Source organism: Johnsonella ignava ATCC 51276, from assembly GCF_000235445.1.
Classification (GTDB): Bacteria; Bacillota; Clostridia; order Lachnospirales; family Lachnospiraceae; genus Johnsonella; species Johnsonella ignava.
The window spans coordinates 97,358-115,605 of record NZ_JH378830.1 but is presented as its reverse complement, the minus strand read 5'-3'; the positions used below and the strand labels follow the sequence as shown (position 1 = coordinate 115,605).

General features: G+C 35.6%; 12 protein-coding genes, 1 tRNA gene and 1 other annotated feature. Of the genes, 2 read left to right on the top strand and 11 right to left on the bottom strand.

Annotation, left to right across the window (positions count from 1 at the left end):
* Positions 1 to 54 precede the first annotated feature (54 nt).
* The 5 genes from coaE to HMPREF9333_RS03000 form a co-directional block, all read right to left on the bottom strand.
* Positions 55 to 651 (bottom strand): dephospho-CoA kinase, encoded by a 597-nt coding sequence (gene coaE / locus HMPREF9333_RS03020; protein ID WP_005539711.1) that lies wholly within the window; start codon positions 649 to 651, stop codon positions 55 to 57.
* A gap of 79 nt (positions 652 to 730) precedes the next feature.
* Positions 731 to 3,496, bottom strand: coding sequence for a DNA polymerase I (gene polA, locus HMPREF9333_RS03015; protein ID WP_005539710.1), 2,766 nt, complete (start codon positions 3,494 to 3,496; stop codon positions 731 to 733).
* Between the two features lie 24 nt (positions 3,497 to 3,520).
* Positions 3,521 to 3,910, bottom strand: coding sequence for a zf-HC2 domain-containing protein (locus HMPREF9333_RS03010; protein WP_005539709.1), 390 nt, complete (start codon positions 3,908 to 3,910; stop codon positions 3,521 to 3,523).
* Between the two features lie 152 nt (positions 3,911 to 4,062).
* Positions 4,063 to 6,000, bottom strand: a complete 1,938-nt coding sequence (locus HMPREF9333_RS03005) for a fructose-bisphosphatase class III (RefSeq protein WP_005539708.1) — start codon at positions 5,998 to 6,000, stop codon at positions 4,063 to 4,065.
* Between the two features lie 136 nt (positions 6,001 to 6,136).
* Positions 6,137 to 7,144, bottom strand: coding sequence for a glycosyltransferase family 2 protein (locus HMPREF9333_RS03000; protein ID WP_005539707.1), 1,008 nt, complete (start codon positions 7,142 to 7,144; stop codon positions 6,137 to 6,139).
* Positions 7,145 to 7,736: 592 nt separating this feature from the next.
* On the opposite strand from HMPREF9333_RS03000, the gene HMPREF9333_RS02995 reads away from it, so the two are divergent.
* On the top strand, positions 7,737 to 9,383 hold the full coding sequence (locus HMPREF9333_RS02995) for a L,D-transpeptidase family protein (protein ID WP_005539706.1): 1,647 nt from the start codon (positions 7,737 to 7,739) through the stop codon (positions 9,381 to 9,383).
* Between the two features lie 83 nt (positions 9,384 to 9,466).
* A tRNA-Leu gene (locus tag HMPREF9333_RS02990) sits at positions 9,467 to 9,548 on the top strand.
* A gap of 71 nt (positions 9,549 to 9,619) precedes the next feature.
* Here the strand turns inward: HMPREF9333_RS02990 and ilvB are convergent.
* From ilvB to HMPREF9333_RS02960, 6 genes are all read right to left on the bottom strand, one after another.
* Complete coding sequence (ilvB, locus tag HMPREF9333_RS02985) at positions 9,620 to 11,311, bottom strand: biosynthetic-type acetolactate synthase large subunit (RefSeq protein ID WP_005539705.1); 1,692 nt, start codon at positions 11,309 to 11,311, stop codon at positions 9,620 to 9,622.
* Between the two features lie 8 nt (positions 11,312 to 11,319).
* Entirely contained in the window at positions 11,320 to 12,969 is a 1,650-nt protein-coding gene (gene ilvD / locus HMPREF9333_RS02980; RefSeq protein WP_005539704.1) for a dihydroxy-acid dehydratase, read from the bottom strand.
* A 99-nt stretch (positions 12,970 to 13,068) separates the two neighbouring features.
* Positions 13,069 to 14,064, bottom strand: coding sequence for a ketol-acid reductoisomerase (gene ilvC, locus HMPREF9333_RS02975; RefSeq protein ID WP_005539703.1), 996 nt, complete (start codon positions 14,062 to 14,064; stop codon positions 13,069 to 13,071).
* Between the two features lie 37 nt (positions 14,065 to 14,101).
* Positions 14,102 to 14,326 (bottom strand): ACT domain-containing protein, encoded by a 225-nt coding sequence (locus HMPREF9333_RS02970; protein WP_005539702.1) that lies wholly within the window; start codon positions 14,324 to 14,326, stop codon positions 14,102 to 14,104.
* A gap of 153 nt (positions 14,327 to 14,479) precedes the next feature.
* Positions 14,480 to 14,746: a binding site (T-box leader), on the bottom strand.
* A gap of 131 nt (positions 14,747 to 14,877) precedes the next feature.
* Positions 14,878 to 16,263 (bottom strand): ABC transporter permease, encoded by a 1,386-nt coding sequence (locus tag HMPREF9333_RS02965; protein ID WP_005539701.1) that lies wholly within the window; start codon positions 16,261 to 16,263, stop codon positions 14,878 to 14,880.
* Between the two features lie 64 nt (positions 16,264 to 16,327).
* Positions 16,328 to 18,157: a COG1361 S-layer family protein gene (locus HMPREF9333_RS02960; protein WP_005539700.1), complete on the bottom strand. Its 1,830-nt coding sequence runs from the start codon at positions 18,155 to 18,157 to the stop codon at positions 16,328 to 16,330.
* Positions 18,158 to 18,248: the final 91 nt, after the last annotated feature.

Here is an 18,248-nt window from a genome sequence, read left to right as displayed (position 1 = left end):
ATAACCATGTGCAATAAATCCATGCACAATAAATTGAACATATACTGTTTAACGCTAAAGAAGTCCTTCAATTTTTTCTTCAAGTTCACTGTATGCCGAATTGTTTTCAATAAGTACATCACATAATCTTATATAATCTTTTGTTTCGGGCTGTTTGCTTATAATATTGTCAATCATATCATCAGTATATCCTCTGCTTTCCTTAAGCCTTTTTCTTCTTACTTTTTCATCTGCATATAAAAACCAGTATTCATCAAACATACCCTCAAGTTCTTTTCTGTCTTTAGGAATTAAAGCCGCCTCAACAACTATAAGCTGCTGCGTATTTTGAGTATTCATATTTTTAATATTGTCAATTTTATTATTTATACTTTTCCACACCATAGGATGTATAACTGAATTGATTTTTTTAATTAATACAGCATCTTTATACAGAATTTCAGCCATTTTTTTTCTGTCAAGCGTTTTATCTTCATTTAAAATTTGGCTGCCAAGCAGATTACGGACTGCCGTGTAGCCTGTATTTCCCGGTTCATAAAGCTCATGTGCCGTTTTATCCGCCTCTATTATACATGCATTGTATCTTTTTTTTAGAAAGTCAAGAAGCAGGCTCTTTCCTGAGCCTGCACCTCCAAAAATAAATATAACCATTTTTCTCCTTTGTATATATACCGTATACACTAAATCAGTGTTTTTCTACAAAAAATAAAAATATATTAAATATATAGAACTATTTAGCCTCAAGCCATGTATTTCCAATCTTTGCCTCAACCTCAAGAGCCACTTTAAGCTGTGCTGCCGACTTCATAGTTTCCTCAACCATACGTCTTACAGCCTCTGCATTTTCTTTATTTACCTCAAGCAGGAGTTCATCATGTACCTGAAGCACTATACGGGCATCATAACCTGATTTTTTAATCATTCTGTCAACATCTATCATCGCCTTTTTCATAATGTCTGCAGCAGTCCCTTGTATAGGGGAGTTCATTGCGACTCTGTCCCCAAAAGCTCTCTGCATAAAATTTGAACTTTTAATCTCGGGTATCGGTCTTATCCTGCCGTATAATGTAGTTACAAACCCGTCTTCCTTAGCTTTTTTAACCTGTAAATCAAGAAATTTCTTTACTTCGGGGTAAGTTTTAAAATAATTATTGATATATTCAAGTGCTTCTCTGCGGCTTATACTTAGATCTTCCGACAATCCAAAAGCGGATATTCCGTATATTACACCGAAGTTTACAGCTTTTGCATTCCTTCTCTGCTCTTTTGTTACTTCTTTTGCAGGGGTTCCAAATACTTTTGAAGCCGTAGCGGTATGTATATCAACTTCATTCTTATAGCTTTCAATAAGGCTTTTGTCATCTGCCATAGAAGCAAGAACTCTCAGTTCAATCTGTGAATAATCAGCATCTACAAATACATAGCCTTCTCCCGGTACAAATATATCCCTTATCCGGCTTCCCATATCCGTTCTTACAGGTATATTTTGTAAATTGGGTTCCGTTGAGGATATACGTCCTGTAGCCGTTATAGTCTGGTTAAAATTACCATGAATCCTGCCATCACTGCCTATATATGCTGCAAGTCCCAGTGCATAAGTTGAATAAAGTTTTGCAAGCTGTCTATAATAAAGTATCTTTTTTACAAGGGGATAATCAGGTGCAAGCTTTTCAAGCACATCGGCTGCCGTTGAATATCCGGTTTTTGTCTTTTTTCCACCGGGCATATTAAGTTTATAAAAAAGCACTTCTCCCAGCTGTTTAGGAGAATTTATATTAAAATCACTTCCGCTTTCATCATGTATTTCTTTTTCAATATCATCAATAAGACCTTTAAGTTTAACCCCATATTCATCAAGCCTTTTTCTGTCAACTCCTATACCTGCAATCTCCATCCTGGCAAGGGAATAAATAAGAGGAAGTTCTATATTAAAATATAATGCCTCCATACCAAGCTCTTTAACCCTTTTTAATATAACATCACCGGCAAGACATATTATATGTGAAACAGAGGCAAAATAATTTAAAACTGTCTGATTATCTTTTTTAATCTCATCACAAAAAGAAAGTTTTTTAATTCCTTTTTTTGACGATTTTTCATGCTTTGTATTCTTTACGTCTAATAAATCCTCTTTAGATATAAAACCCATATTAAGATAATCTCCTGCCAGATCTTCAGGCTTATAGCTGTCCTTAATAGGATTGTTAAGATATGCGGCAACAGCTACATCAATAATATTATCTTTCTCTTTTATATATTCGGATTTTGATTTATTTATTTTTTTTATTATATTCTTTAAGTCAATTAAATAAACTAATTTTATTTCATTAAAACATTTTTTTATTAATTCTATTAAATCATTTTCCGTTATCTTTTCATCATTTTCCACTGAAAGATTATCATCCTTTAATTCATCAACAGCCCTTTTAACAGTATCCCCTGCTATAAATATACTGCATTTTCCATCATTTCCTGATAAGCAAAAAGCTGTTATACTGTTATTATCACAAGCAAATTCCATTCCGTACGGTTTTGACTTGTCAATTAAATCAACTAATTCAAATGCTTCTTTTGTATTTAAAATTACATTGTAATCCGTTTTAAAATCTCTGCCGGCTTCTTCTATGATTTCAGATGAAAAACGTTTTATAAGTGATTTAAATTCAAGACTCTGCATGATTTTAAGACTGTTTTCATTATACATACCACATATTCCCATATCTTTAAGAGAACTTTCCACTGGAACGTCAAGCTTTATAGTTACAAGCTTTTTAGAAAAAACTGCTGTCTCATAATTTTGTGCGAGTGCCTTTGAAGCTCTTGGAGGCTTTATTTCATCAACATGCTTATAAGCATTTTCAATGCTTTTAAAAATTTCTATAATTGAAGTTGCCGTCTTTTCACCTATTGATTTTACTCCCGGAATATTATCCGAGGCATCTCCCATAAGTGCCTTTACATCTATATATTCAAGCGGGCTCACTTTATATTCATTTAAAACATCTTCCGGAAAATAATCCCTGGTTTCAGTCTTTCCTTTAAGTGTCTTGGGTATCTTTATTTTAATATTCTTATCAGATATCTGCAAAAGATCACGGTCTCCTGAAAGCACTACAACCTGTGTATCCTTAGAAGCATATTTTTTGGCAAGACTTCCTATTATATCATCCGCTTCAAAACCTTCCATAGAATAAACTGCTATATTCATAGAATTTAAGACATCTTTTATAAGCGGTACCTGCTGTTTAAGTTCATCAGGCATTGCCTTCCTTGTGCTCTTATATTCCTTATATACTTTATGCCTGAATGTAGGAGCAGGCAGATCAAAAGCAACTGCCAGATAATCCGCCTTTTCCTCGTCAATTACTTTAAACATTATATTTAAAAACCCGTACACTGCATTGGTATGTCTTCTTTCAGAATCTGTAAGAACAGGTATCGCATAAAATGCCCTGTTTAATATGCTGTGTCCGTCTATAAGTATAAGTTTTTCCATAAGTACCCCATATTTAAAATATTCTTAATAAAACCATATTCGAAATTGCAAAAAAAGCATTATAATTAAACTTGTTACAACAAGAGTATTTAATGAATAATATAATATCTTTACAAGCTTAATCATCCTAAGTTTATAATAAGATCTGTTTATATATTCATGAAGAGAACCCGCTATATTAAAATCACCTTTTTTTTCATCAAGCTGTTTTATACCTGCTTCAACCGTATAGTAAATATCAAGTTCTTCCCTGCATGAAGTGCAATTTTTTATATGTTCCAGAAATACCTCTGTTTGATCATTGTCAAGTTCTCCCCTTATATAGGGGAGAACCATTTTAATACATTTATTACAATCTTCTTCTTTTTTATGTGTTTCTTTGTCTTTTTTATATATATAACTGCAAAATTCCATAAATAATTTTTTTACCCTCCCATCTTCAGCCTTAAAAACACATATCTGAATATAGGAAATTGTATTTTACCTTAAGAGCCGTAAATGATTTTTGGCTGAAATTTTACAGCCGATATAAAAGATTGATACTTTAATACTTTACCATAACAGCCTTAATTGCCTTTTTCCTTTATAAGTCCTTTTTGAAAGGCAGTCCTAAGCTCCTTAAGGTCATTTATTTTTTTCTCAAGTTCCTTACCTCTGTCAGTATCACCAACGAGTATTCTTTTTCTCATTCTCTCAGTTACGAATACTTTAGGAGTGCTGTCCTCTTCCGGATGGAAAGGCATATGCTCTGCAAGTGAAAGATTGTTTGAGTTAAATATCAGCGTATATCCGCCTATTCCGGTTTTTTTCTGATATGCTTTTGAAAGCCCTCCATCTATAACATACAGTTTTCCATTTGCCTTTATAGGAGATTGTCCTTCCTTTATTTTAACCGGTATATGTCCGTTAATTATATGGCAGCCCTCAGTCGGAAGCCCGAATTCTTCAAATATCTTATTGCAGCATTCTTCCGTTTCGCTGAGTTTATAATAAGGATTCATATGTTCCTTTCTTGCCTCGGCATCTTCTATAAAGTAATTTTCAAAGGTACGCATTGCATCCTTGCCGAAAAGCGGTGATTTTGCACCGCACCATAGGTAGTACATAAGATCTGTAGCAGATTCTTTTCTCGGGTCATCATCAGGAAGAAAATATGCCTGAATTATTCTTTTTTCAAGATAATCCATAAATTCTTTACCTTTATAATATTTGCCCTTTATCTCAAAGCCTTCAAATTCACCGTCAGCATTCATAGGTATACAGCCATGGAAAAGGAGGTTGTTATTGTACTTAAGATACATACTGCCACGTGCATACATAAATTGTATATGTTTATTTAAAAGCAGGCTATGCTTAAAACTCAACGCAAGTGATTCTACAAGTTCCTCCTCTTCAGCAGTAAGTTTATAAGGATCTTTAGGATCAACTGTCGGGAAATTGGTATCAAGCATTGGATATTCTTTACCGTTTATATGAAGCATGCCGGTGCTAAAATCTATCTTGTCAAGCAAAAGCCTTCCTTCCATCTCATATTCAGGATGCCTTTTAACAAGTGCCCCCTCTACTTTAAATAAAATTATAGCTATTGCTTTATGCATTTTTGCCGCAAGTGTAGGTTCTACTGCATCATATATATTTTTATCAAGAAGATGCGGCTTAAAGCGTGTACATGGATCATCCTTATAAACTTCCGCTGCAAACATTGAAAGTTTACGGAGGTTTATACCATAAGCATCTTCAAGTATATCAAAATTATTATAGCTTATTCCCGCTCTCAATACACTGCATACGCAGGCATAATTACCGGCAGCGGCACCCATCCACTCGGCATCATGATTTCCCCACTGTATATCAAGCTCATCAAATTTTATAAGCTCTTCCATTATTACATCACCATGAGGTCCTCTGTCATATATATCACCTATTATATGGAGGTGGTCTATTGTAAGTCTCTGTATTACTCCACAAATTGCTATTATAAACTTATCTCCTACACCTATATCAAGTATTGAGTTGAGAATTTCGCTATAATAAAGTTTTTTATTATCATCAAGCTGGTTTACATGTAAAAGCTCATCTATAATATAGGCAAATTCAGCCGGCATCTTTTTACGCACTTTTGAACGTGTATATTTTGTAGATACAAGCTTAAGTACCTGTATAAGCCTATAAATCGTAAGGCTTATCCATTCGTCAGTCAGACTGTCCTCCTCAGCTTTTTTTTCAATACTTTTTTCCGGGTAATATATTATATTTGCAAGCTCAAGTTCCTCCTTTGCTGTAAGCATATGACCAAAGGTATCCCTGACTTTCACCTTTATAACACCTGAACAGCTTTTCAAAAGATGCAGGAATGCTCCATGTTCACCGTGAAGATCCGAAAAAAAGTACTCCGTTCCTTTCGGAAGTGCCTGTATGGCACGCAGGTTTATAATCTCACTTACTGCCGCCTTTTCATTCGGGTACTCTCCTGCCATCAACTTAAGGTAATCTAAATCCCTCATATAAACTCCTCCTGAAAAATGAAAATTTATTATTTTATTCCTCAAACCTTCACAGATAATCCATATTTTTTATCAGTATTATCTGATTTTTACTTTGTTTATGAATTTCTGAAAATCCGAGGTATATTTTAAAGTTTTATATACAGCGCATAATATATCTGGCAACACTGTATAAAAAAGGAAAGTGATACTCAAATCTGGTAAAAAATCTTGTTCTTAAATCAAGCTCCTTATAAAACCTTCTGTATTTGCTGCTGAATATCCTACTATAGTTTTTAGTATTTACATAGGTTAAAAACCTTATACGCCTTATTGCATTTTTTATATAATTTGTATATCTTCGATTTGAAGCTCTGTCAAATTCTATATACATGATTTTCATCTGTTTATAATATATTTCCTGCTTTTTTTTATAATCGCCCTTTTTCATAAGTACGCTCCATGAGGCTTTTCCACCTATCCGGTAAACACTCATTACCTCATCCATATAATAAACCCTTCCCATTGAAGCAAGGTGAAGCTGAAGCGGTATATCTCCTACAGGACAGTTTGTATAATAATCAGGCATATGTCTTGCAAAACAGCTTCTAAACATAAGTGAAGCTGTAGGATAAGCGGAACTTTTATCAATAACCTCTCCGGTGCTTATAAATCTGCTTTTATTATACGGTCTTATAATTGAACCGGTAAATGAGCCGTCAACTACCAGAGTCTTTGCAGCATGTAAGCACAAACTGCAATTTTTATGGTTTTCAAGAAAATCCACCTGTTTTTTAAGTTTATATATGTCAGTCCAATAATCATCACCTTCACACATAGCTATATATTTTCCGGATGCCCTTGGATAGTTAAAGGCACCGCTTGGGTTTGTAATTCCTCTTGAATACTGGTTTATACTCTGATAAATCGGTTTTATTATATCAGGATACTTTTTTTCATATTCTCTTATAATATCTGCAGTTCTATCGGTAGAAGCATCATCATTTATAAGAATCTCATATTTAAAGTCCACTTTCTGCATCAGAAAACTTTCAATAGTCTGTGCTATATATTGTTCCTGATTATAGGTTATACAGCATATACTGACCATGATTTTTTTATCTTCAGTATATGAAACAGTTAGAGTGGTATTTTTTTTATTCATTATAATCCTGCCAAATATTATTAATGCCTTTTTATTTATTATTTAAATTTAGAGAAATACTGATTAGGTGTTTCCCGTGCGAAAATCGCATAAGCTCCCTTTTTTATAAAGATACATTGTAAAAAAATTACCAAAGAAATGAAAGCTCCTTATACTTATTTTAAACATTATTTTACTAAAAAGCAATAAGCAAATATAAACAGCCCTAAAAAATTAATAAAAACTTTTTCCGGTTCACTTTGCAGCATTTCTATGCTATACTGTAACATGTTTATAAGTATTGAGCAGTGTTATATATAATTGCTCTTAAGGTAGTTGAAATATTTATTTCTCTTCAGGTATATGTCGCATGTATTCGCCCAAAATCGCATAATACCGGCGCAAAGCGTCTGCGATTTTTGCACAGGTAATACTTAATCGGTATTTCCCTACATATACAGAACATGCATTCCCCCCTCTTCCTGTTGTTGAAGTATTATCTTGTTTCAGTATATATCAACTTTAATGTGGATATATAAAATATTACCTTATATTGTCTTATACTTTAAAACATATTCTATAAAATATTTATTAATTTTAGGAGGGAATTATTATGCATACACATAAAAAGATTGTGTTTGCCGCACTTTCAGCAACATTTTTAGCCTCCTCAATTCCTGTATACAGTTATGCAGGTGTAGTTGAGGGTGCTAAGGCGGTAAATCCTGACAGATATACACAGGAATCCGACAACTCATCGCAAAGTACCGATACTTCTGCGGTAAGTGGTGAGACCACCGAACAAACGTCAAATTCATCAGATAATAAACAAAAATCCTCCGACGATCCAACAAAATCTTCGGATTCTTCTTCAGAAACATCAAATCCTCCGAATACTGCAGCTACAGGTGTAAATCCTGATGGAAGCAGTCAAGGCGGCAGTAATTCAGAAAATCAGGGTTCAAGCAATTCATCAAATACATCAGGTATGCCAAAAACTATAACCGAGTCAAATGCACCTGAAGGTAAAACTCTTGATGAGATAGTTGCATCCGCAGGTCTTGATGCTTTGGGTGAGGGAAATACACCGCCTGATTCAATACTTGGCGAAACTCCGATGTTTCACTATACTTTGAGAAATGCTGCCAATGCGGATATAGCACATACTGCATCCGCTTTTAATAATTATCTTTACAGCCCTGACGGCTTTGAGAGAATGTTTATAGATCATGGAGGAGTAGGCAGATACTATCTCAGAGTGTATACTGCGGGACATGGTTGGTTCCCATGGCAAAATTCAAAGGAATCGACTCCAAACCCGAATGCCGGCGACAAAATTCAGGCTATACAGCTTAGAGTTAAGGGATATACAGGAATTCGTGATGATATATATTATAAAGTTGTTTTAAATGACGGAACTGTTCTTGACTGGGCAAAAAACGGTCAGACTACGGGTACCATAGGAACTGATAAATATATAGTTGCAATAAAAGTGGCACTCTGGTATAAAGAGAATACTTTCCCTGAAAAAACCGATACACTTATGCTTGCAGGTCAATATGAAGGACCATACAATGATGAAAACGGTACTGTACACTATACAAGGGTTGACGGCAATCCTTATACAGGTTGGGCTTATTATAACGGCAAACAGTATTATTTCCATGAAGGCAATGTAGTTCAAGGCTGGCAATATATAAGCGGTTATAAATATTACTTTAATGATGACGGAAGCGTTGTAAAGGATCTTGAACCTGTTATGGGGCTTACAGGAGATTATCAGATTAAATTTAATAAAGCTACAAAGACTTTTTATGTTATGGCAAAAGACGGTGCAAACGGATATATAATACCGTATAAGACCTATATGGCTACATGCGGTCCGGCTACTCCGATTGGCACCTACAGAGTTTATGCAAAATATAGATGGAAGCTCATGCATGATACCATCTACTGTCAGTTCCTTAACAGGTTCTATCAGGGCTTTATAATCCATTCACTTATTTACTATGATGCACCCAATTCATATCACTTTCATGCACCTACATATAATTATATGGATGATGCGGTTTCAGATGGCTGCATACGCCTAAAAGCAGGTGAAGCTGCATGGATATACTACAATACTCCCGGCGGAATACCTGTAATTATATATTCCGATCAATGGGATAAAGGTCCTGTAGAAAAGGACTCAATAGATAATCCTATTCCAAATTCACAGAATTTTGATCCTACTGATCCGGGAGTTCCTAAACAGTAAACAGTAATTTGATAACTGATAATGCATATAAAAACAACTTGCCTATCCCGGCATCTTATGCTAAAATAGGCTGGTTGTTTTACGCCGGTGTGGCGAAATTGGCAGACGCACATGACTCAAAATCATGCGGAGCGATCCGTGCCGGTTCGAGTCCGGCCACCGGCATTAAAAATTCTTCTTAAATTCTATATACCATTTATACAAGATTTTTAAATACAGCATTAAAACTATCTTTCTTAACCGCATATAAGATTTTCAAGTACATCATTTGGCGGAACAATCGGGAATACATCATAATCCTTATTTATATCACATTGTATAAACATAGGCTTTGTATTATTATATGATTTAAGCAGTTGCTCCAGTCCCTCCAGACTGTCGGCTGCAGCAGCCGGGATCCCACAGGCATTTGCAAGTTTTATATAATCTATGTTATATTCTATATCAGTTTCTGAATATCTTTTATTTGAAAACATTTTCTGCCACTGCCTTACCATGCCAAGAGTATGATTATTAAAAAGAAGTATAAGTACCGGAATATTATATTGGCTCAAGGTAGGCAGTTCATTCATATTCATCTTAAAACTTCCATCACCTGTAATAAGTACCGTCTGTTTTTGCGGACTTCCTACAGCGGCACCTATTGCAGCTCCCATTCCGAAGCCCATAGTTCCAAGCCCTCCTGAGGTTAAGAAGTTTCGACCTTCATCAAATTTCCAATGCTGTGCAGTCCACATCTGATGTTGACCTACATCGGTAACAATTATTGTTTTTTTATTTTTTTCAAGGATCTTATTTGCCAGATTAAGTATATTCTTAGGATGAAATTCATCTTCAGCTACAGAATCAGCCTGTTTATAACTATGTATTTCATCAATCCAGCTTTTATGACTGTAACTGCTGTCAGCATCAGCCATTTTATTTAAAAGTCCTAATATTTCCTTGCTGCTTCCGATAAGTGCCTTATCAATATTAATATTTTTTGAAATTTCACTTCTGTCTACTTCAATATGTATTATTTTTGCACTTGCTGCAAAAGCACTGCATCTGCCTGTTCCTCTATCACTAAATCTGGTTCCAACTGCAATTATAAGATCTGCTCTTGAAATTGCAAAATTTGCTTCTTTAAAACCGTGCATTCCCATAAGCCCAAGTGAAAGAGGATGTTTTCTATCAATATTTCCAAGACCCATAAGTGTATTTACCACAGGTATATCAAATTTTTCTGCAAACTCAGTTAATTCTTTTTCACCGTTACATGCCTTTATTCCTCCTCCTGCATAGATCACAGGACGTTTTGACAATTTTATCAAATCAAGTGATTCAGCCAGTGTTTTATTAAACTGTGTCTCATCTTCCTTTTCAAATTCAAAACTTTTTTTATCAATGTCAAAAAGTGCCGTATCTTCAAAAGGATCAAAATCAATATCTGAAGTAAAAAGATTCTTAGGAATATCTATAAGCACAGGACCTTTCCTTCCACTCTGTGCTATCTTAAAAGCCTCTTTTATGGTCGGAGCTATCTCTCTGGTACTTCTTAAAAGATAATTATGTTTTGTAACTGAAAGAGCTATACCTGTAATATCAATTTCCTGAAATGAATCTTTGCCAAGCATAGATGTCATAACCTGCCCGCATATTATAACCATAGGTGTTGAATCCATATATGCGGTAGCAATTCCGGTAATCGCATTAGTAGCACCCGGACCTGAAGTAGTTATACATACTCCGGTTTTTCCAGTACTTCTTGCATATCCGTCAGCTGCATGCACAAGTCCCTGCTCATGTGATGTTCTTATATGGAAAAATTCATCTCTATAATCATATAAGGCATCATATAAAGGAATTACCGCCCCTCCGGGATAACCAAAAAGCGTATCGACCCCTTCTCTTTTTAAACATTTTAATACTAATTCAGCTCCATTCATATATTAACCTAACTGCAAACTGCACCCCCGGCAGCAGATGATACAAGTTTAATATATTTTGACAAATACCCTGCTACCGGTTTTTTAATCGGCACAAAACTATCCTTTCTTTTTTGATATTCATTATTATTTATATCAACTTCAATAGTTGAATTTAAAAGATCAACCTTTATCCTGTCTCCGTTTCTGACAAGACCTATCATACCTCCTTCATAAGCCTCCGGTGATATATGCCCTATACAAAATCCTCGTGTCCCGCCTGAAAATCTTCCGTCAGTAAGCAGACATACATCCTTATCAAGTCCCATACCTGAAAGTGCGGATGTCGGAGTAAGCATTTCCCTCATACCGGGACCTCCCTTTGGGCCTTCATATCTTATTATCACCACATCTCCCGCTTTAACGCAGCCTGATAAAATAGCTTCTACCGCTTCATCCTCTCCGTCATAAACCTTTGCCTGACCGTCAAACCCTGTTATACTGTTATCAAGTGCAGACTTTTTAATAACCGCTCCTAACGGTGCCATATTTCCTTTTAAAACCTTAATTCCGCCATCTTTTGAATATGGCTTGTCAAAATCTCTTATAACCTTCTCATCAGTTTTTTCAACCAATGTATTACCTATCTCCGAGCCGTATATACACATTGCAGTTTTGTCTATCAGTCCCAATTTATCAAGTTCATTCATTACCGCTTTCACACCGCCGGCATTGTTTAAATCTTCCATATAATAATTACCGGCAGGGCTTAATTTACAAAGATTCGGTGTTTTTGAACTTATTTCATTTATCATGTCAAGATTTATATCTATTCCTGCTTCATGAGCTATGGCAGTAAGATGTAAAACGGTATTTGTTGAGCATCCTAATGCCATATCTACTGCAAGTGCATTATTAAATGCCTTTTTATTCATTATGTCCCTAGGTTTTATACCTTTTTCTAAAAGCCTCATCACCGTCATGCCTGCGTGTTTTGCCAACCTTTTTCTGTCAGCATATACTGCAGGTATTGAAGCATTACCATTAAGTGCCATTCCAAGTGCTTCAGTCATACAATTCATAGAATTTGCAGTAAACATACCTGAACATGAACCACATGTAGGGCATGCGGACTCCTCAAGACAATGAAGCTGCTTATAGTCCATTGTTTTATTTGCAACCCTGCCTACCGCCTCAAATACAGTAGTAATATCAGCATTTTTATTGTCAAATTTTCCTGCGAGCATAGGACCGCCGCTTATGACTACTGTAGGTATATTAATCCTTGCGGCAGCCATAAGCATACCCGGAACTGCCTTATCACAGCTTGGTATAAGTACAAGTGCATCAAGCGAATGTGCTTTTGTCATTATTTCAATGCTATCGCATATAACTTCCCGACTTACAAGCGAATATTTCATACCCTCATGATTCATTGATATTCCATCACATACCGCTATTGCCGGAAATTCAAGCGGAGTTCCTCCCTCTGCAAGTATTCCCTTTTTTACCGCATCCGATATTTCTCTAAGACCTATATGCCCCGGCACTATTTCATTAAATGAATTTACTACACCTATAAAAGGTTTTGCTATCTCTTCATCAGTAAGTCCGGTAGCTTTAAGCAGTGCCCTGTGCGGTGCTTTTGTAAGACCTGTTTTTACAAGTTCACTTTTCATAATGTTTCCTCTTATTAATTAATTTTAAATCCGCCGTATCTTCTCAAGCTGTTCTGTCCAAATTCTATTAATTTACACTTACTGCAAACTTTGGTTATGTTATTTTTTATTTAAAAAACTCATCATACTTCTCAGTTCTTTTCCAACCTTTGTAATTTCATTATTTTTAGCTTCTTCACGGTATCTATTAAAATTAAGTCTGCCATTTTTATTTTCTGCAATCCATTCCTTCGCAAACTTTCCGCTCTGTATATCCGCAAGTACATCTCTCATCGACTGCTTTACATGCTCGTCTATTATTCTGCCTCCTGATACATAATCACCATATTCAGCAGTATCGCTTATGCTGTATCTCATACCTTCAAAGCCTCCAGAATAAAGCAGATCAACTACAAGTTTCATCTCATGAAGACACTCAAAATAAGCAACCTCCTTTTGATAGCCTGCTGCTACAAGAGTTTCAAAACCGGCTTTCATAAGTGCATTTACTCCACCGCACAAAACTGCCTGTTCACCGAATAAATCGGTTTCAGTCTCTTCTTTAAATGTGGTTTCAAGAATTCCCGCCCTTGTAGCACCTATTCCTTTTGCATATTCAAGCACAACCTTGTCTGCAGATTTTGTATAATTATTGTATACCGCAAATACTGCAGGCACGCCGCTTCCCTCCTTAAATACATCTCTTACAAGATGACCGGGACCTTTTGGTGCTACCATAATTACATCAATATATTCAGGTGGGGTTATCTGTCCGAAATGTATATTAAAACCATGTGCAAATACAAGTGTCTGACCTTTTTTAAGATTTTTTTCAATTTCACTGTCGTATACCGCTTTTTGTTTTTCATCAGGAAGCAACATCACAAGCATATCACAATCTCTGACTGCCTGTGCTACGCCTTTAACTTCAAAACCGTCATTTTTTGCCCTCTCTGCAGACCTGCTACCCTCATAAAGAGCTATACATACATTGCAACCGCTGTCTCTGAGGTTTTGTGCATGTGCATGTCCTTGACTTCCGTAGCCTGCCACCGCAATTTTCATATTTTTTAAATTATTTAAATCAACATCCTTATCATAATACATTTTAGCCATTTTATTTATCCGCCTTCTTTTGTTTTAAATTTACTGTTTATGCAGTTTCTACTCTTACATTACTTACATCACATAATTTTGCTATATGGTTAAGCACTGTTTTTGACGAAGTTTCATTTTCCATAACTACAAGTACCATCTCATTGCAGTCAGTTGACATACTGAGCGATTTTAATTTGAGTTCCCGTCTCCTTAAAGTCATAGCTATCCTTAAAAAAGAATCCATTCCCTGTGCTAAACTTGCGTAAAGTGTTGTTTTCATAGTTTTATCCTCCATTTTTAATAATATAAATTAACAAGAGATTTATAGATTTACAATCCAGATATGAAAGCAAACGACACTGAATGCATGCCATTAATCATATTTTTATAACAAAAAAAGCTTTCATCCCTATACGCCCACTTTACGCAGGCATATAAGGACGAAAGCTTCACAGCATCCGCGGTACCACCTTATTTGCGAATATAAATATCCGCCTCTTAATCGGATCGGATAGATTTTACTATCTTAATCTTACCCTTGTAACGTAGGGATACGACCTATACCTAAATCTTTTAAATATCAATCTCGGTATGGCAGCTTAGGAGTGATCATTTCCTACTTACATCTATACTTGCTCTCATCGTCCAAGTTTGCTGTAATAGACTTATTAAGCAGCTTTGTCTCCGTCATTGCTTTTAAATCTCTCTTTTTTATGTGAGGTATTATAAGCACATAAAATATACTTGTCAAGTATTTTTTTATTTTTTAACTTATATTTTTTAATATTTTTTAATATACTTTTATTTTATATGCGTTTGCTTTTAAAAATACTATTCATTTCTAAGTGCTGAAAGAGGGCTTAATTTCATGGCTCTTAATGATGGCAAAAGTCCTGCTACCATACCTACCATAATTGCAAAAACTACTGCCACCAACCCCATCCAGTTAGGGATTATAGAAATATTTCCATTTTGATGGGTAAGCGTATAGCCCACATTCGTGCTATTGAGTATAAATGCCACAAAATAACTCAGCCCTACACCAACAACACCGCCTATAAATCCTATAAGCGCCGATTCAATTAAAAACATATCTCTTATCTTTGCCATATCACAGCCAAGCACCTTCATAATACCTATCTCCTTTGTTCTTTCGTATATTGACATCATCATTGTATTTGCTATACCTATTGCAGCGACAAAAAGTGATACCCCTCCTATCATACCAAGTGCAGTCTGTATAAGATTTGACTGCTTCTGCTGCTGTTTTATTATCTCAAGTATGGAATCGGTCTGAAACCCCATCTTTTTTATAGTATTCTGTATTTCCTCGACATGCGACTGATCATCAGCCATTACCAGAGCTCTTGAATATACAAAAGTCTTATAAGGTTTCCCGTTTTTTGTTTCAGGCTGTCCCGGAACCACTTTATTTTTCATATATTTTCTAAGTTGTGCCTTAAGTATATCTATATCAGCATATGCCCCATAACTTGAAAACGGACTGTAACCGCTTTCATCAGCTTCTATAATACCCGAAGTTTTTACAATATATTTTTTAGGCGGAAGAACTACCTTAGACTCAAGGGGATCACCGCTGCCTTGTGAGGGTAAAGCCGCATCTGAAGGCTGCTGAGATGAATAATAAGCTCCTGTATCATATATTACAAACATGGTTTTATTCATAAAATCTATATCCGGAGCATTGCCGTAAGTAGCATATTGGCTTACTTTAGGATTATAAAAATTAAGATTAAGTTCTCCTCCTGCAAGAAGCTCAAGTTCTGAAGAACCCTTTTGCGGGATTGTCCCCTGGCTAAGAGGCATTTTTTCGAGAAATGCCCGGGTTACGCCTATGATTTGGGCATCCGACACATATACACCCTGCTTTAATATAACTGACACTTCAAAATACGGAGTAGCCACATCAACATTTTTTATTGCTGCCATCTTCGCAATATCTTTATCATTTATAAATTTTTCAAGTGAAGAACTGTCGCTGGCTCCATAATCAGCCTGAGAATGTACTTCTATCATCTTTGTAATAACTGAACTTTTTTGAAGATCCAAGTTAAGGTTTTTCATACCAATACCGATAGATACCATAGTAACAACTGAAGCAGTACCTATAAGCACACCGAATATAGTAAGCAGTGTCCTTACTTTACGCCTAAAAAGATTTCCAATACTCATACCGAGTAAATCAGAAAATTTCATAAATTTAAAACCTAATTAAACCTTTCGCTGAATCAAGTACAGAATTTAAATCTGCCCCTGTAAATTAAATCTCAATATCGTCATCCGCCTTATCTTCAGCAGCTTCCTTTTTCTTTTTTATAATCTTAACTGCAATTGCAGCTGCTGCCGATATAACAGCTATTACAATCACTCCCATTATAAATCTCTTATCTTTGTACCATGGAGTTTTTACCTCCATATCTTTATCAAAATCCATATCCATATCATTGGCAAATGAATTAGGATCCTCTTCAAGCACCGTAAGGTCAACCTCTCTGTTTACCGAGCTTGTAACACCATTTTCATCTTCATAAGTAATTGTAATATTTATATTGCTGTTTTCATCATTAGTAACCGCTTGTGCTGAAAGCATAAGATCCACATTTCCGCTCTCTCCGGGTTTTATATTACCAACATACTGATCAACCGCTTTAATTGAGTCAGCTTCACATTTTACAAATACATTATAAAGCGGCACTTTACCTGTATTGCTTATCTGAAAAGACAGATTGCTTTCACCATCAACTCCTATGGACGAGGGATTTACCGTTATAGTACCCGTGGTAAGCTTTGCCATCTGTTTTACAGCAACATCTAATGCTACACTTTCCTCGGCATTTTTAAATTCAGGTGAATCAAACTTTTCTTTTATAGTTACACCGTAAGACCTTTGGTCGATTGTAGGCTTTGATTTAAGTTTTACACTTATCTCTGCAGTTGCATTTGGTGCAAGTGAATTTACAACTACTGAATTTGAACCCTCAGCGGTTGTAAATACTGTGCTTTCAGAAACTTTCTCAGATTCAAATGAAAAAAGTATATTACTTGCCGCTACTGTCTGAGATGCATTTTTCATAACCACTATAAGCTCAAACTCTTCCCCTGCAAATATTTCTTCAGGCACAGTGCGGTAGCTGTCAACAACAATCCTTGCTTTTACTCTGTCATTTGCATTAAAATCCTTTTCGGGCTTTCCGGTTGTTTCCGAAGTTTCAGCAGCCTTGCTTACAACATGCACATAAAATTGTGTTTCAGCCTTTTTAAGTTCACCCTCAGAGCTTTCCCTATAGGTGATCTGCATTTTAATAGGATAATATCCCGTATATGAATCTTTTCTTATCTTGAAGCTGTAATCCAAACTTACAGCTTCATCCTTTGCAATCTTTGCGAAGCTTTTATCATAATTGGCTTCATCTATCTCAAACGGAAATACTTTGTCATCCCTGTCAACTATAAGACTTGCAGTTACATCCTGTGCAGTTACTTTACCCTTGTTTTTTAAATTGAGACTAAAATTCATAGTTTCAGGATAGGCCCCTCTAGGTGAAGCCTGATCTTCTCCTATTGAAAAAACTACGTCCTTTACTTCATCTGTTTCAGTTTCCTTATCCGTTGATTTTTTTACCCAGACATTTACATATTCCTGAGGACCATGCGAACCTCCTTCTTTTGAATCAGCCACATACACCTGTACACCATAATACCCCTCCGGAATATCCCGCCTTACTCTTGCTGAAATACTGACTGTTTTTGACTGCCCCTTTTTCATCCTTCCGATACTTTTCCTTACATTGGTTTCAGAGCTTACCTCAAAAGGATATGCATATTTGACCGGTTCAGAACCGCTTTCATCTGTATTGTTTATCTGATCATCATAGGCTATGCCCACCCAGGCATTTGTATAATCCTGATCAGCAGTAAATTTAAATGTTACATTCATTATCTGCCCCGTTTTTCCTGTCGGTATCTTCGACTGGGTAAAGTAAGCATTTCCCTCAGTATTAACAAGCTCTGCATGTACATTTGACAAAATTCCAATTACAAAAAGGAACACTATCATAAATGTACTTAAGGCTCTTCTAAGAGTCTTCATATCAATTCCGTATGATATATCGCATATATCATACTCTCCTTCCTTTGTATTTATGAATTATAATATATCATAATTATCTCAAAACCCAATT

Bases quoted from the DNA above. Each gene is read 5' to 3' on its own strand.
- ilvB (WP_005539705.1), bottom strand. From the start codon at position 11,311: ATGAATGGAGCTGAATTAGTATTAAAATGTTTAAAAAGAGAAGGGGTC.
- HMPREF9333_RS02960 (WP_005539700.1), bottom strand. From the start codon at position 18,157: ATGAAGACTCTTAGAAGAGCCTTAAGTACATTTATGATAGTGTTCCTT.
- HMPREF9333_RS02995 (WP_005539706.1), top strand. From the start codon at position 7,737: ATGCATACACATAAAAAGATTGTGTTTGCCGCACTTTCAGCAACATTT.
- HMPREF9333_RS02970 (WP_005539702.1), bottom strand. From the start codon at position 14,326: ATGAAAACAACACTTTACGCAAGTTTAGCACAGGGAATGGATTCTTTT.
- HMPREF9333_RS03000 (WP_005539707.1), bottom strand. From the start codon at position 7,144: ATGAATAAAAAAAATACCACTCTAACTGTTTCATATACTGAAGATAAA.
- ilvD (WP_005539704.1), bottom strand. From the start codon at position 12,969: ATGAAAAGTGAACTTGTAAAAACAGGTCTTACAAAAGCACCGCACAGG.
- coaE (WP_005539711.1), bottom strand. From the start codon at position 651: ATGGTTATATTTATTTTTGGAGGTGCAGGCTCAGGAAAGAGCCTGCTT.
- HMPREF9333_RS03010 (WP_005539709.1), bottom strand. From the start codon at position 3,910: ATGGAATTTTGCAGTTATATATATAAAAAAGACAAAGAAACACATAAA.
- polA (WP_005539710.1), bottom strand. From the start codon at position 3,496: ATGGAAAAACTTATACTTATAGACGGACACAGCATATTAAACAGGGCA.
- ilvC (WP_005539703.1), bottom strand. From the start codon at position 14,064: ATGGCTAAAATGTATTATGATAAGGATGTTGATTTAAATAATTTAAAA.
- HMPREF9333_RS02965 (WP_005539701.1), bottom strand. From the start codon at position 16,263: ATGAAATTTTCTGATTTACTCGGTATGAGTATTGGAAATCTTTTTAGG.
- HMPREF9333_RS03005 (WP_005539708.1), bottom strand. From the start codon at position 6,000: ATGAGGGATTTAGATTACCTTAAGTTGATGGCAGGAGAGTACCCGAAT.